This window comes from Micromonospora sp. URMC 106, from assembly GCF_051386395.1.
Lineage (GTDB): Bacteria > Actinomycetota > Actinomycetes > Mycobacteriales > Micromonosporaceae > Micromonospora.
Genome location: NZ_JBPQTP010000026.1, coordinates 1 through 16,592, shown reverse-complemented (window position 1 = coordinate 16,592; position 16,592 = coordinate 1). Strand labels below are relative to the sequence as shown.

Sequence of the window (16,592 nt, the reverse complement as noted above, 5' to 3'; positions counted from 1 at the left end):
GGCGGGAGCCGTCCTTCCGACACCGTGTCCGACCGACTCCGCGAGGAACCGATACCGATGCTGATGACCGACGTGCTGATCGTGGGCTACGGCCCGGTGGGCGAGATGCTCACGATCCTGCTGGCGCAGCGGGGTCTCACCGTCACGGCGGTCGAGCGGTGGGCCACGCCGTACAACTTCCCGCGCGCCGTGTCGTACGACGGCGAGGCGAGCCGGATCCTGGCCGCCGCCGGGGTCGCCGACCGGCTGGGTCCGGTGGTGGAGTCGTCGGGGGAGTACACGTTCAAGAACGGCTTCGGCCGGACCCTGCTGCACGTGAAGGTGACGGGCGACGGCCCGATGGGCTGGCCCGACTCCGTCTCCTTCTACCAGCCGGGCCTCGAGGCGCTGCTCGCCGAGCGGGCGACGGAGCTGCCGGGCGTCACCGTGCTGCGCCCGTACCAGGTGACCGGCCTGGCCGAGCACGACGACCGGGTCGAGGTCACCATCGCCGGGCCGGACGGCGAGGAGGTCCGCGCGGCCCGGTGGGTGGTCGGCTGCGACGGGGCCAACAGCTTCGTCCGCGAGCACCTGGGCAGCGGCGTCACCGACCTCGGCTTCACGTACGACTGGCTGGTCTGCGACGTGGTGCCGCACGAGGCCCGCGAGTTCAAGCCGAACAACCTCCAGGTCTGCGACCCGGCGCGGCCCCGCACCGCGGTGTCGGCCGGGCCGGGGCACCGGCGGTGGGAGTTCATGCGGGTGCCGGGGGAGAGCCGCGAGGAGTTCGAGAGCGTCGAGAGCGTCTGGCGGCTGCTCGGCCTCTTCGACATCACACCCGACAACGCGACCCTGGAGCGGTACGGCGTCTACACCACCCAGGCGTGCTCGGCCGACCGCTGGCGCTGCGGCCGGATCCTCATCGCCGGTGACGCGGCGCACGTGATGCCGCCGTTCATGGGGCAGGGGATGAGTTCGGGCTTCCGGGACGCGCTCAACCTCGCCTGGAAGCTCGACCTGGTGCACCGCGGCCTCGCCGGCGAGGCCCTGCTGGACACCTACCAGGAGGAGCGCTGCGCCCACGTGCAGCACGCCATCCGGATGTCCATGGACTCGGGCACGGTGATCTGCGAGACCGACCGCACCGCCGCGGCCGGCCGGGACGCCGTCATGCTCGCCGAACTGCGCCGCCGGACCACCCGGCCCCGGACCCGGTCGCTGCTGGAGCCGCTGGTCGGCGGGATCCTGCACGGCCGGGCCGACGAGGCCGCCGCGTCCGGCGCCGGCGCGCCGATGCCGCAGGGGCAGGTGCAGGTCGACGGCCGGTCCGGGCTCTTCGACGAGGTCGTCGGCACCGGCTTCGCCCTGGTCTGCGCCGAGGATCCCGACGGGCTGCTCGACGCCGACGCCCGCGCCTTCCTGGACTCCCTCGACGCCCGGGTCGTCCGGATGCTCCCCGCCGGCGCCCCCGCCGCCGGACCGGGCGCGCTGACCGCGTTCGACCTCGACGACGTCTACCTGTCCCACCTCAAGCGGTACGACGCCGTGGCGGTGCTCGTCCGGCCCGACTTCTACGTCTTCGGCACCGCCGCTGACCCGGCCGGTGTGCGCGCGCTCGTCGAGGACCTGCGCCAGCAGGTCCGGCGGGGCTGATCAGCATTCCACCCACCGGAAGGAAATCCATATGTTCGAGAACCTGAAGATCGCCGGCCGGGCGATCCGCACAGTCTTCACCGCCGACCCCGTCACCCGGGTCCGGCGCTTCTACGAGATCCAGTCGCCCGACGTGGAGTTCGCGGCCCGCCGCACCCACTACATGAACGTCGGCTACTGGGCCGACGGGGCGACCGACCTCGATACCGCGGCCGAGGCGCTGGCCGACAAGCTGGCCGACGCCGCCGGGCTCAAGCCCGACGACACCGTCCTCGACGTCGGCTTCGGCTACGCCGACCAGGACTTCAAGTGGCTGCGCGAGCGCCGGGTCGGCAAGGTGTACGGCCTCAACATCACCCCGCACCACGTCGAGGCGGCGCAGCGCCGGGCGCGCGCGGAGGGCTTGGCGGACCGGACCGACTTCCGCCTGGGCAGCGCGACCGAACTGCCCTTCGAGGACAACACCTTCGACCGGGTGGTGGCCCTGGAGTCCGCCTTCCACTTCTACCCGCGCAGCGCGTTCTTCGCCGAGGCGCTGCGGGTGCTGCGCCCGGGCGGCGTGCTGGCCACGGCCGACATCATCCCGGTCAGCGCCGACGTGGTCCGGGCGGCCATCCAGTCGGGCCCGCTGAGTTTCGTCAAGTTCAGCATCCCGAAGGAGAACTGGCACGACCGGGACACGTACCGGCAGGAGCTCGTCGAGGCCGGCTTCGCCAACCCGGAGGTCCAGTCGATCAAGGACCAGACCTGGGAGGGCTGGCGGCGGTACATGGCCGACCGGACCAACGACCCCGAGTTCCGCGCCGTGGTCAAGCCCGCCGTGCGCAAGAGCATGGCCGCGCACTGGAAGAACCAGGACCTGATGAAGCGCGAGCTGGCGCAGCTCGACTACGTGATCGCGGTCGGCCACAAGCGGTGACACCGCCCACGGACGAGGGGCCCGCCGACCGGTCGTGACACCGGTGGACGGGCCCCTCGTCGCGTCAGGATCAGATGGCCGGCGCCGCGGTCAGGGCGGTCGAGATCGCCCGCAGGACCGCCGCCTGGTGCTCGGCCAGGAAGAAGTGCCCGCCCGGATAGACCTTGAGGTCGAACGGCCCCGTGGTGTGGGTCGACCAGGCGCGGGCCTCCTCGACCGTCGTCTTCGGGTCGTCGTCGCCGGTGAAGACCGTGATCGGGCAGCTCAGCGGCGGACCGGGCCGGTAGGTGTACGTCTCCGCGGCCCGGTAGTCGCTGCGGATCGCCGGCAGCGCGGCCCGCAGCATCTCCTGGTCGCCGAGGACGGCCGGGTTGGTGCCGCTCAGCTTCCGTACGTCGGCCAGCAGGCCCTCGTCGTCCAGCAGATGCACGGTCTCGTGCCGCGCCTGCGACGGCGCACGACGCCCGGACGCGAACAGGTGCGCGGCCGCGCCGCCGTCCTGCTCGATCAGCCGGGCCAGCTCGAAGCCGACGCTGGCCCCCATGCTGTGCCCGAAGATGGCCACCGGCTCGTCCAGCCACGGCCGCAGCACGGTGAAGACCTCCCGCGCGAGCTGGTGGATGTCGCCGACGCACGGCTCGTGGCGGCGGTCCTGCCGGCCCGGGTACTGGATCGCCAGCACCTCGACGGCGGGGGAGAGGCTGCGGGAGACGGGGAAGTAGAAGCTGGCCGAGCCGCCGGCGTGGGGCAGACACACCAGCCGTCTGGCGCCACCCGGCGCCGGGTGGAAACGTCGCACCCACAGGCCGTTGTCGATATCTGGCGTGGTCATCCTCGGCGGTCCTTCCCGGCGGCTGGAGTTCCCGACCGGGCCGAACGCAGACCCGGTCGAGGCGACGCTAGTGCGACGGGGTCGGGACCGGACACCCCTAGCTGGCCAGCCGCCTGGTTAGGGGTTGTCCGCGCTCGCGCGCACCAATAACTTCTCCCCGCAGATGGGGATCCTCGTGGCTCTCGGCCGAGCGAGCCGAACGACAGATACAGGTGTCGCCTGAGACTTCTGCGCATTCGTACCGTCGCTTACGCCGAGTCTCCGCCGTGCATCGCGATGGGCTGGGTTGATGGACACCGAAGACAAGCTCCGGGATTACCTGAAGAGAGTCACCGCCGACCTGCGGCGGACCCGGCAACGGCTCCGCGACGTCGAGGCCGAGGCGCAGCAGCCGATCGCGATCGTCGGCACCGGCTGCCGTTTCCCGGGCGGGGTGCGGACGGCCGAGGAGCTGTGGGACCTCGTCGCGGCCGGCGGGGACGCCATCACCTCCTTCCCGACCGACCGTGGCTGGGACCTGGACACGCTCTACGACCCCGGGCGGTCCCGGCCGGGCACGTCCTCGGTGCGGGAGGGCGGCTTCCTGCCCGACGCCGCCGACTTCGACGCCCGGCTGTTCGGGGTTTCGCCGCGTGAGGCGCTCGCCATGGACCCGCAGCAGCGGCTGCTGCTGGAGACGTCCTGGGAGGCGGTCGAGTCCGCCGGCATCGACCCGACCAGCCTGAAGGGCGCCCGCGTCGGGGTCTTCGCCGGCATGACCCACAGCGGGTACGCCCACCCACCGGAGTCCCCACCGGCGGGGGCGGAGGACTACCTGGGCCTCGGCAACGCGGGCAGCATCGCGTCGGGTCGGGTGGCGTACTCGTTCGGTTTCGAGGGGCCGGCGGTGACGGTGGACACGGCGTGTTCGTCGTCGTTGGTGGCGTTGCACCTGGCGGTGCAGGCGCTGCGGTCGGGGGAGTGCGACCTGGCCCTGGCCGGCGGCGTCACCGTGATGCCGACCCCGGCGGTCTTCGTCGACTTCACCCGGCAGGGCAACCTCTCGCCGGTGGCCCGGTGCCGGGCGTTCGCCGAGGCCGCGGACGGCACGGCGCTCGCCGAGGGCGTGGGCGTGCTACTGGTGCAGCGGTTGTCGGACGCGCGGCGCGAGGGTCGGCGGGTTCTGGCGGTGGTGCGGGGTACGGCGGTGAACCAGGACGGGGCGTCGAACGGGTTGACGGCGCCGAATGGTCCGTCGCAGCAGCGGGTGATCCGGCAGGCGCTCGCGTCGGCGGGGTTGTCGGCCGGTGACGTGGACGTGGTGGAGGCGCACGGTACGGGTACCACGTTGGGTGACCCGATTGAGGCGCAGGCGCTGTTGGCGACGTACGGGCAGGGGCGGGATGAGCCGCTGTTGTTGGGGTCGGTGAAGTCGAACATCGGTCACACGCAGGCGGCCGCCGGGGTGGCCGGCGTGATCAAGATGATCCTGTCGATGCGGGCGGGTGTGGTGCCGGCGACGTTGCACGTCGATGCGCCGTCGTCGCATGTGGATTGGTCGTCGGGTGCGGTGGAGTTGGTGACGCAGGCGCGGGAGTGGCCGGTGGTGGGGCGTCCGCGTCGGGCGGGGGTGTCGTCGTTCGGCATCTCCGGCACCAACGCCCACGTGGTCCTGGAGCAGCCGGAGCCGGAGCCGGAGTCCGAGGCCGGCGCGGTGCATGTGGTGGGGGTGCCGGTGGGGCTGCCGGTGCCGTGGGTGGTGTCGGCGCGCTCGGAGCGGGGTCTGGCGGGTCAGGCGGCCCGGCTAACGTCGTTCGTGCGGGACCGGTCTGACGTGTCGGTGGCGGATGTGTCCTGGTCGTTGGCGACGACGCGGGCCGCTCTGGAGCACCGGGCGGTGGTGTGGGGCTCGACGGTCGAGGAGTTGTCGGCGGGGTTGGCCGGGGTCGCCGAGGGCCGGTCGGCGGTGTCGGGTGTGGTGTCGGCGGGTCGTCGGGCGGTGCTGTTCACCGGCCAGGGTTCGCAGCGCGCCGGGATGGGTCGTGGGTTGTACGACGCGTTCCCGGTGTTCGCGGCGTCCTTCGACGCGGTGTGCGGCGAATTGGATCCGCTGTTGCCGCGTCCGTTGCGGGAGGTGGTGTTCGCCGAGTCGGGCAGCACTGATGCCGGCCTGTTGGGTCAGACGGTGTTCGCGCAGGCGGGTTTGTTCGCGGTCGAGGTGGCGTTGTGGGAGTTGCTGTCGTCGTGGGGTGTGCGGGCGGACTTCGTCGCCGGTCACTCGATCGGTGAGGTGACGGCGGCGTACGTGGCGGGGATGCTGTCGCTGTCGGACGCGTGTGTCCTGGTGGCCGCGCGGGGCCGTTTGATGCAGGCGCTGCCCGCCGGGGGCGTGATGGCGGCGGTGGGTGCGTCCGAGGATGCGGTGCGGGAGGTCATCGAGGCGTCGGCCGTGGCGGTGGATGTCGCGGCGGTGAATGGTCCGGCGTCGGTGGTGGTGTCGGGTGTCGCCGGCGAGGTCGCGTCGGTGGTGGCGGCGGGTCGTGAGCGGGGCTGGCGGGTCAAGGAACTCGTGGTCAGTCACGCGTTCCACTCGCGGTTGATGGATCCGATGCTGGACGAGTTCGCGTCGGTGGTGGCGGGGCTGGACTGGCAGCCGCCGAGGATTCCGGTGGTGTCGAACGTGACGGGCGCGGTCGCGGACGCCGGGGACATCACCGACCCCGGCTACTGGGTGCGGCACGTGCGGCAGCCGGTGCGGTTCGCCGACGCGGTACGGACCCTCCACCTCCAGGACGTGACGCACTTCCTGGAGGTCGGCCCCGACGCCGTACTGACCGCGATGGCGCAGGACTGCGTCGAGGCGGCTGGCGACGTCCGGTTCACCGCCACGCTGCGCGCCGGTCACCCCGAGGTCGACACGCTGCTCACCGCCCTGGCCGAGCGCTACGTCACCGGCGGCCACGTCGACTGGGCCGGCTACCTCACCGGCACCGGGGCGCGGCCCCGCGCGGTCGACCTGCCCACGTACGCCTTCGACCACCAGCGCTACTGGCTCAACGCCGCCGCGACCGCTGGCGTCGCGACCCCCGGCCTCGGTGTCCACGCCGTCGACCACGCCATGCTCGGGGCCGCCGTGCGGGTGGCCGACGACGACGTCCGGATCTTCGGCACCGAGCTTTCCGCGCAGACCCAGCCGTGGCTCGCCGAACACGTCGTCTGGGACTCGGTGGTGGTGCCGGGCGCCGCTCTGGTCGAGATGGTCCTGCACGCGGGCGCCCAGGTCGGCTGCGACGCGCTGGACGAGCTGACGCTGGAGGCGCCGCTGGCGCTGCCCGAGCAGGGCGCCCGGGCGGTGCAGGTCAAGTTGGGGGCGGCGGACGAGGAGGGCCGCCGACCGGTCACCATCCACTCCCGGGCCGCAGCCGACCCGGACGGGGAATGGGACCGCCACGCGACGGGGATCCTCTCACCCGCCGCACCGCACCCCGACGGGCCCGACCCGGCGCCCTGGCCGCCCACGCCCGCCGCCGGCGTCGCGGTCGACACCGTCTACGCCGAGCTGTCCCGCCTCGGCGTCGAGTACGGCCCGGTCTTCCGCGGCCTGCGCGCGGTCTGGCGTACCGGTGACGAGGTGTGCGCCGAGGTGGCGGTGCCCGACGGCACCGAGGTCGCCGGCTTCGGCATCCACCCTGCCCTGCTGGACGCGGCGTTGCACGTCGTCGGCCTCCTCGACGAGGACGCGGAGGCATCGGGCGTACGCCTGCCCTTCGCCTGGACCGGCGTCACCCTCTCGGCGGTCGGCGCGACCGCGCTGCGGGTGCGGGCCCGGCGCAGCGGCGGCGGGGTCACCCTGACCCTGACCGACCCGGCCGGCGCCCCCGTCGCCCGGATCGGCTCGCTGGTCTCCCGCCCGGTCACCGCCGACCAGGTACGCGGCGCCGGTGCGGACGTCGACTCGCTGTTCGACGTCGCCTGGCAGAGCGTGCCGCTGGGCGCCCCGGCGACCGCCCGCGCGGTGCTCCTCGGCGACGCCCCGACCGGCCCGGCCGGCCTCGACAGGCTCGGGCTCACCGAGCTGGCCGAGGCGGTCGACTCCGGCCGGCTCGACCCGGAGCTGGTGCTGCTCGCGGCGTACGCCGACGACGAGGGCGACCCGGTCCCCACCGCCACCCGGGCCCGGCTCGCCACCGTGCTGACCGCCGTGCAGGGCTGGCTCGCCGACGACCGGCTGGCGGACCGGCGGCTGGTCGTGCTGACCCGCGGGGCCGTCCCCGCCGGGGACGCCGGCCGGGTGACCGACCTGCCCGGCGCGGCGGTCTGGGGCCTGCTGCGCTCGGCCCAGGCGGAGCACCCCGACCGCTTCGTGCTCGTGGACCTCGACGAGGCGCAGCGACCGGAGCCCGCCGGGACCGCGGGTCCGGTCGAGCTGGTGGCCCGCGCGGTCGCCACCGGCGAACCCCAGCTGGCGATCCGGGGCGACCGGGTGCTGGCGCCCCGGCTCGTGCCCGCCGCCCTCGACGCGGCGCTGGGCGCCGAACCCGACCCCCACGGCACGGTCCTGGTCACCGGCGCCACCGGCGCGCTCGGTGGCCTGCTGGCCCGACACCTGGTCGCCGCGCACAAGGTGCGCCACCTGCTGCTGGTCAGCCGGCGAGGGCCGGACGCCCCCGGCGCGGCGGAGCTGCTGAGCGCGCTGTCCGCGCTGGGCGCGCAGGTCCGGCTGGTGGCCGGCGACGTGGCGGACCCGGACAGCCTCGCCGCCCTGCTGGCCGGTGTCCCCGCCGAGCACCCGCTCACCGGGGTCGTGCACGCCGCCGGCGTCCTCGACGACGCGGTGGTGTCGGCGCTGACGCCGGAGCGGTTGTCCACCGTGCTGGCCGCCAAGGCCGACGCCGCCTGGCGCCTGCACGAGCTGACCCGGGGGCGGAACCTGTCGATGTTCGTCCTCTTCTCGTCGGTCGCCGGCGTCCTCGGCGGCCCCGGACAGGGCAACTACGCCGCCGCGAACGCGTTCCTGGACGGTCTGGCCCACCAGCGGCGCGCCTCGGGTCTCGCCGCCACCGCGCTGGCCTGGGGCCTCTGGGCCGAGGCCAGCGGGATGACCGGCGGGCTCGACGACGCCCAGCGCCAGCGGATGAGCCGCAACGGCCTCCGCCCGCTCGACACCGGCCAGGCGCTGCGCCTGTTCGACGCCAGCCTGCGCGGCGGCCGCCCGCACCTCGTGCCGGCGCTGCTCGACCTCGCCGCGCTGCGCCGCCGGTCCGACGCCGGCCAGCTCGCGGCGCCGCTGCGCGGCCTGGTCCGGGCCCGGCGGCGCGTCGCCGACGGCGGCGCCGAGGGCGGGCCGTCCTTCGCCCGACGGCTGGCCGGCACGCCGGAGGCCGATCGCAGCCGGCTGGTGGAGGACCTCGTCAAGGCGCAGGTCGTCGACGTGCTCGGCTACCCGCCGGCCACCGTCATCCCCTCCGGGCAGACGTTCACCGGCCTCGGCTTCGACTCGCTGACCGCGGTGGAACTGCGCAACCGGCTGACCTCCGTCACCGGGATCCGGCTGCCGGCGAGCCTGATCTTCGACTGCCCCACGCCCGCGGCGCTGGCCGACTTCCTGCTGGCCGACATCGCGCCGCCCGCGCCCGCGTCGGACCTGCTGGCCGAGCTGGACCGGCTGGAGGCCGCGTTCGCCGCGACCGGGCCGGACGAGCTGGAACGGCTCGCCGGCGACGACGAGACCCGGAGCGCCGTGGCGGTCCGCCTCCGGGCGCTGGTCACCAGGTGGAGCGACGCCACCGACCGGCCGGCCGACGTCAGCCAGGCCATCGACGACGCCTCGGACGACGAGCTGTTCGACTTCATCGACCAGAAGTTCGGCCGATCCTGACCACGAGTCCGCCGCTTGCCCCTTAGCGACAGGTGATCAACCGATGGCGAACGAAGCCAAGCTCCGCGAGTACCTCAAGCGCGTCACCGCTGACCTGCACGAGACCAGCGAACGCCTGAGGGCCATCGACGAGCAGAACCACGAGCCCATCGCGATCGTGGGGATGAGCTGTCGCTACCCGGGCGGGGTGGACACCCCCGAGGCGCTGTGGCGGCTGGTCGAGTCCGGCACCGACGCCGTCACGACGTTCCCGGCCGACCGGGGCTGGGACGTGGAGAACCTCTACGACCCCGACCCGGACGCGCACGGCAAGTCGTACACCCGGGAGGGCGGCTTCCTGCACGACGCCGGCGAGTTCGACGGCGCGTTCTTCGGCATCTCCCCCCGTGAGGCGCTGGCGATGGACCCGCAGCAGCGGCTGCTGCTGGAGGTCGCCTGGGAGGCCGTCGAACGGGCCGGCATCGCCGCCGACTCGCTCAAGGGCAGCCGGACCGGCGTCTTCACCGGCGTCATGTACCACGACTACGTCTCCCGCCTGAACGGAGTGCCGGAGGAGGTCGAGGCGTTCGTCGGCACCGGCAACCACGGCAGCGTCGTCTCCGGCCGGATCGCGTACACCTTCGGGTTCGAGGGCCCGGCGGTGACCGTCGACACCGCCTGCTCGTCCTCGCTGGTGGCGCTGCACCTCGCCGTGCAGGCCCTGCGCTCCGGCGAGTGCACGCTCGCGCTCGCCGGCGGCGTCACCGTCATGTCCAGCCCTGACACGTTCATCGGCTTCAGCCGCCAGCGGGGCCTCTCCCCGGACGGGCGGTGCAAGTCCTTCGCCGCCGCCGCCGACGGCACCGGCTGGAGCGAGGGCGCGGGGCTGCTGCTGCTGGAACGGCTCTCCGACGCCCAGCGCCACGGCCACCGGGTGCTCGCCGTGGTGCGCGGCAGCGCCGTCAACCAGGACGGCGCGTCGAACGGCCTCACCGCCCCGCACGGCCCGTCGCAGCAGCGGGTGATCCGCCAGGCCCTCGCGAACGCCCGGCTCTCCCCGGCCGACGTGGACGCGGTGGAGGCCCACGGCACCGGCACCCGGCTCGGCGACCCCATCGAGGCGCAGGCGCTGCTCGCCACGTACGGCCGGGACCGGGCCGCCGACCAGCCCCTGTGGCTCGGCTCGATCAAGTCCAACCTCGGGCACACCCAGGCCGCCGCCGGGGTCGCCGGGGTGATCAAGATGGTCATGGCGATGCGGCACGGCGTCCTGCCGAGGACCCTGCACGTCGACGAGCCGTCCCCGCACGTCGACTGGTCGGCCGGCGCGGTGAGCCTGCTCCGCGAGCCGCGCCCGTGGCCGCGCGGGTCCCGGCCGATGCGGGCCGGGGTCTCCTCCTTCGGCGTCAGCGGAACCAACGCCCACGTCATCGTCGAGGCCGCCCCGCCCGCGCCGCAGCCGGACGCGGGGGCCGACACCGTGACCGGGCCCGAGCCGCTGCCCTGGGTGGTCTCCGCGCGCAGCGCCGCCGCGCTCACCGCCCAGGCCGACCGGTTGCGCTCCTGGCTCGCCGACCACCCCGACGCCGCGCCGGCCGCGGTGGGTCGGACCCTGGCCGCCGGCCGGTCCGCCCTGGAACACCGCGCCGTGGTGCTCGGGACCGACCGGGACGAGCTGGTCGCCGGGCTCACCGCGCTGGCCGACGGCGTCCCGGCGGCGTCCGTGCGGCGCGGGGTCGCCAGCCCCACCCGCGTCGCCGTGCTCTGCACCGGGCAGGGCGCCCAGCGGACCGGGATGGGCCGGCGGTTGTACGCCGCGTTCCCGGTCTTCGCCGCGGCCTTCGACGCCGCCTGCGCCGAACTGGACCGGCACCTCGACCGGCCCCTGCGCGGCGTGCTCGACGGTCCCGCCGAGGTGCTCGACCGCACCGGCTACGCCCAGGCGGCGCTGTTCGCCGTCGAGGTGGCCGCCTACCGGCTCGTCGAGTCCTGGGGCGTCGTGCCGGACTTCGTGGCCGGGCACTCGGTCGGCGAGGTGGCCGCCGCGCACGTCGCGGGCGTGCTGTCGCTGCCGGACGCCGCCCGCCTGGTCGCCGCCCGGGGCACCCTGATGCAGGCGCTGCCCGCCGGCGGCGCGATGGTGTCGATCCGCGCCACCGAGGCGGAGGTGCGCCAGCACCTGGACACCGCCGTCGAGGCGGCCGGCGCCGGACTGGCCGCCGTCAACGGCCCGGAGTCCGTCGTCGTCTCCGGCGCCGAGGACGCCGTGCTGGCGGTCGCCGGGCACTTCACCGCCCTGGGCCGGAACACCAGGCGGCTGCGGGTCAGCCACGCGTTCCACTCCGCCCGGATGGAACCGATGCTCGACGCGTTCGCCGACGTGCTCGGGCAGCTGACCTTCGCCGCCCCGCGGATCCCCGTGGTCTCCACCGTGACCGGCGCGGTGCTCGCGCCCGACGAGGTCGCCTCCCCGGCGTACTGGCTGCGCAACGTCCGCGACACCGTCCGCTTCGACGCGGCCGTCGCCACCCTGCGCGACCTCGGCGTCGGCGCGTACGTCGAGGTGGGCCCGGGCGGGGTGCTCTCCGCGCTGACCCAGGAGATCGTCGGCTCGGACCAGGTGGTCTGCGCCCCGGTGCTGCGCGCCGACTCCGACGAGGCGGCGACCGCGCTGGCCGCCGCCGCCACCGTCTGGTCCCGGGGCGTGCCCGTGAACTGGGCCGCCCTGTTCGACGGCCCGCCCGAGCCGGTCGACCTGCCCACGTACGCGTTCCAGCGCGAGCACTACTGGCTGCTGCCCCTGCCGCAGGCCGCCGACGTGACCGCCGCCGGGCTGACCCCGACCGGCCACCCGCTGCTCGGCGCGGTGTTCCGCTCGGCCGACGGCGACGAGGTGACCCTCACCGGCCGGCTGTCGGTGCAGAGCCAGCCCTGGCTGGCCGAGCACGCCGTACGCGACGTGGTGCTCTTCCCCGGCACCGGGTTCGTGGAGCTGGCGCTGCGGGCCGGCGCGGAGGTCGGCGCCGACCGGCTCGCCGAGCTGACCCTGGAGGCGCCGCTGGTGCTGCCGGAGACCGGCGGCCTCGACGTGCAGGTCGCCGCCGAACGGGCCGGCGGCGACGCGTGGCAGCTCACCGTCCACGCCCGCCGGTCCGGCACCGACGACCTGTGGGTACGGCACGCCACCGGCCTGCTCACCCCCGACCCGGGGGAGAGCGGCAGCACGCTGGCGGACTGGCCGCCGACCGGGGCCACCGCCCTCGACGTGTCGGAGCTGACCGGGCGGGCGGCGGAGGCCGGGTTCGCCTACGGCCCGGCCTTCCAGGGGCTGCGCGCCGCCTGGCGGCTCGGCGCCGACGTGTACGCCGAGGTGGCGCTGCCCGAGCCGGCGGCCGGCGAGGCCGGCGGGTACGGGCTGCACCCGGCGCTGCTCGACGCCGCCGTGCAGGCGGTCGGGCTGGGCATCGTCGACCCCGGCCAGGCCCGGCTGCCGTTCTCCTGGGCCGCCGTCACGCTCTCCGCCCACGGCGCCGACGCGCTGCGGGTGCGGCTCACCCCCACCGGCCCGGACACGGTGGCCATGCTGGTCGCGGACGCCGCCGGCGAGCCGGTCGCCCGGGTCGGGTCCCTGGTGCTGCGGCCCCTGCCGGCCGGGGAGCTGAGCCCCGGCGGGTCCGCGTGGCGTCGCTCGCTGTTCCGCCTCGACTGGCCCCGGCACGCCGGCGGCGTCGGCGCGGCGGACGACACGACCTGGGCCGTGCTCGGCGACCGCCCCGCGCCACTGCCGGCCGGCGTGACCGCCGCCCGGCACCCCGACCTCGACACGCTGGTCGACGCCGGGGTGCCCGACGTCGTGCTGTACCCGGTGGCCGGCACCGCCGCAGCCGGCGCCGGCTTGGTCCACGACCTGCTCGCCGAGGTCCTCGGCGTGCTCCAGGGCTGGCTCGCCGCCGAGCGGCACACCGGCGGATCCCGGCTGGTGGTGCTCACCCGCGGTGCCGTCGCCGTGGACGACGACGCCGAGGTGGCGGACCTGGCCGGCGCGGCCGTCTGGGGTCTGCTCCGCTCCGCGCAGGCCGAGCACCCCGGCCGGTTCCTGCTCGTCGACGTCGACGACCGGGACAGCTCCGCGTCCGCCCTCGCCGGCCTGCTGTCGGCCGACGAGCCGCAGGCGGCGGTGCGCGACGGCGTGGTCCGGGTGCCCCGGCTCGTCGCCGCCCCGGAATCCGACGCCCCGGCACCGGCGCTCGACCCGGACGGCACGGTCCTGGTCACCGGCGGCACCGGCGCTCTGGGCGCGCTGACCGCCCGCCACCTGGTCACCCGGCACGGGGTCCGCCACCTGCTGCTGACCAGCCGGCGCGGCGCCGACGCGGACGGCGTCGCCGACCTGCTCGCCGAGCTGGCCGACCTGGGCGCGAGCGCGACGGTCGAGGCGTGCGACGCCGCCGACCGGGACGCCCTGGCCGCGCTGCTGGGCCGGATCGACCCGGCCCACCCACTGACCGGCGTCGTGCACACCGCCGGCGTGCTCGCCGACCGCACCCTGGCCGCGCTCACCGCCGAATCCCTCTCCGACGTGCTCCGGCCCAAGGTGGACGCCGCCGCGCACCTGCACGAGCTGACCGCCGGGCTGGACCTGCGCCTCTTCGTCACCTACTCCTCGGCGGCCGGCGTGACGGGCAGCCCCGGCCAGGCCAACTACGCGGCGGCCAACGCCTACCTCGACGCGCTCGCGCACCGGCGGCGGGCCGCGGGCCGCCCGGCGCTCTCCCTGGCCTGGGGGCCGTGGGCCGAGTCCGGTGGCGGCATGACCGCCGGCCTCGACCGCGCCGACACCGACCGGCTGGCCCGCGCGGGCGTGCGGCCCCTCCCGCAGGCGGACGGCCTCGCCCTCTTCGACGCCGCCCTGCTCACCGGCCGGCCGGTGGCGGTGCCGATGACGCTGGACGGCCCGGCGCTGCGCGCCCAGGCCGAGGCGGGAACCCTGCCGCCGGTCCTGCGTGGGCTGGTCCGCGCGCCCCGCCGCCGCGCCGCGCGCACCGGTCCGGCCGGGACCACCGCGCTGGCCGAGCAGTTGGCCGGGCTCGACCGCGAGGAGCGCGCCGCGGCCCTGCTGCGGCTCGTCCTCGACCAGGTCGCGGCGGTGCTCGGGTACGCCGACGCCGCCGCCGTCGAGGCCGGCCGCCCCTTCACCGAGCTGGGGTTCGACTCGCTGACCGCCGTCGAGCTGCGGAACCGGCTGGGCGCGGTGACCGGCCTGCGGCTGCCGGCCACCCTGGTGTTCGACCACCCGACGCCGCTCGCCCTGGCCGACCACCTGGACGCCGAGACCGGCACGGACGCCGGCCCGCTGCCGGCCCCGGTCGCCGCCGTCGCGGCGCTCGACGAGCCGATCGCGATTGTCGGCATGAGCTGCCGCTACCCCGGCGGCGTACGCTCCCCGGAGCAGCTGTGGGACCTCCTCGTCGCCGGCGGGGACGGCATCACCGACTTCCCCGCCGACCGGGGGTGGGACGTCGAGGAGCTGTACGACCCGTCCGGCGCGCGCCGGGGCAGCAGCTACGCCCGCGAGGGCGGCTTCCTGGTCGACGCCGGTGACTTCGACGCCGACCTGTTCAAGATCTCGCCGCACGAGGCCCTCGCCATGGACCCGCAGCAGCGGCTGCTGCTGGAGACCTCGTGGGAAGCGATCGAGGACGCCCGGATCGACCCGCTCGCGCTGCGGGGCCGGCCGGTCGGCGTGTTCGCCGGAATGATGTACCACAACCACGCCGCCGGGCTGACCGACGTGCCGGAGACCCTCGACGGCTACCTCGGCGTGGGCACGGCGAGCAGCGTGCTGTCGGGTCGGGTGGCGTACTCGTTCGGTTTCGAGGGGCCGGCGGTGACGGTGGACACGGCGTGTTCGTCGTCGTTGGTGGCGTTGCACCTGGCGGTGCAGGCCCTGCGGTCCGGCGAGTGCGACCTGGCCCTCGCCGGCGGCGTCACCGTCATGGCGACCCCCGAGACGTTCATCGACTTCTCCCGGCAGCGGGGCATGGCACCCGACGGCCGGTGCAAGTCCTTCTCCGACACGGCGGACGGCACCGGTTGGTCCGAGGGCGTGGGCGTGCTGCTGGTGCAGCGGTTGTCGGACGCGCGGCGGGAGGGCCGGCGGGTTCTGGCTGTGGTGCGGGGTACGGCGGTGAACCAGGACGGGGCGTCGAACGGGTTGACGGCGCCGAATGGTCCGTCGCAGCAGCGGGTGATCCGGCAGGCGCTCGCCAACGCCCGGTTGGACGTCGGGGACGTGGACGTGGTGGAGGCGCACGGTACGGGTACCACGTTGGGTGACCCGATTGAGGCGCAGGCGCTGTTGGCGACGTACGGGCAGGGGCGGGACGAGCCGCTGCTCCTCGGGTCGGTGAAGTCGAACATCGGTCACACGCAGGCGGCCGCCGGGGTGGCCGGTGTGATCAAGATGGTCATGGCGATGCGGGCGGGTGTGGTGCCGGCGACGTTGCACGTGGATGCGCCGTCGTCGCATGTGGATTGGTCGTCGGGTGCGGTGGAGTTGGTGACGCAGGCGCGGGAGTGGCCGGTGGTGGGGCGTCCGCGTCGGGCGGGGGTGTCGTCGTTCGGCATCTCCGGCACCAACGCCCACGTGATCATCGAGCAGGGGGAGCCGGAGTCCGCTCCGGCGCCCGTCGCGCCCGTCGCGGTGCCGGTGCCGTGGGTGGTGTCGGCGCGCTCGGCGCGGGGTCTGGCGGGTCAGGCGGCCCGGCTAACGTCGTTCGTGCGGGACCGTTCCGATCTGTCGGTGGCGGATGTGTCGTGGTCGTTGGTGACGACGAGGGCGGCGTTGGAGCACCGGGCGGTGGTGTGGGGCTCGACGGTCGAGGAGTTGTCGGCGGGGTTGGCCGGGGTCGCCGAGGGCCGGTCGTCGGGTGTGGTGTCGGCGGGTCGTCGGGCGGTGTTGTTCACCGGGCAGGGTTCGCAGCGCGCGGGCATGGGTCGTGGGTTTTACGACGCGTTCCCCGTCTTCGCGGCGTCCTTCGACGCGGTGTGCGCGGAGATCGACCCGCACCTGCCGCGTCCGCTGCGCGCGGTGGTGTTCGCGGAGGCGGGTACCGCGGACGCGGGTCTCGTGGACCAGACCGTCTTCGCGCAGGCCGGTTTGTTCGCGGTCGAGGTGGCGCTGTGGGAGCTGCTGTCGTCGTGGGGTGTGCGGGCGGACTTCGTCGCCGGTCACTCGATCGGTGAGGTGACCGCCGCGTACGTGGCGGGGATGCTGTCGCTGTCGGACGCGTGTGCCCTGGTGGCCGCGCGGGGCCGCTTGATGCAGGCGCTGCCCGCCGGCGGCGTGATGGCGGCGGTGGGTGCGTCCGAGG

5 protein-coding genes are annotated in these 16,592 nt (G+C 75.1%); 4 read left to right on the top strand and 1 reads right to left on the bottom strand.

Annotated elements, in window-relative coordinates; all coding sequences use genetic code 11:
- Nucleotides 1-57 precede the first annotated feature (57 nt).
- Entirely contained in the window at nt 58-1,632 is a 1,575-nt protein-coding gene (locus ACSNOB_RS11460; protein WP_436686650.1) for a bifunctional 3-(3-hydroxy-phenyl)propionate/3-hydroxycinnamic acid hydroxylase, read from the top strand.
- Nucleotides 1,633-1,663: 31 nt separating this feature from the next.
- The gene (locus tag ACSNOB_RS11455) at nt 1,664-2,551 is read left to right on the top strand and encodes a class I SAM-dependent methyltransferase (RefSeq protein ID WP_436686649.1); all 888 of its coding nucleotides are present in this window, start codon (nt 1,664-1,666) and stop codon (nt 2,549-2,551) included.
- 70 nt (nt 2,552-2,621) lie between these two features.
- On the opposite strand, the gene ACSNOB_RS11450 is transcribed toward ACSNOB_RS11455, so the two are convergent.
- Entirely contained in the window at nt 2,622-3,383 is a 762-nt protein-coding gene (locus ACSNOB_RS11450; RefSeq protein ID WP_393112128.1) for a thioesterase II family protein, read from the bottom strand.
- Between the two features lie 289 nt (nt 3,384-3,672).
- Between ACSNOB_RS11450 and ACSNOB_RS11445 the strand changes: the two genes are divergently transcribed.
- Nucleotides 3,673-9,240, top strand: coding sequence for a type I polyketide synthase (locus ACSNOB_RS11445; protein ID WP_436686648.1), 5,568 nt, complete (start codon nt 3,673-3,675; stop codon nt 9,238-9,240).
- Nucleotides 9,241-9,283: 43 nt separating this feature from the next.
- The coding region (locus ACSNOB_RS11440; protein ID WP_436686647.1) for an SDR family NAD(P)-dependent oxidoreductase at nt 9,284-16,592 on the top strand (7,309 nt) is incomplete at its 3' end.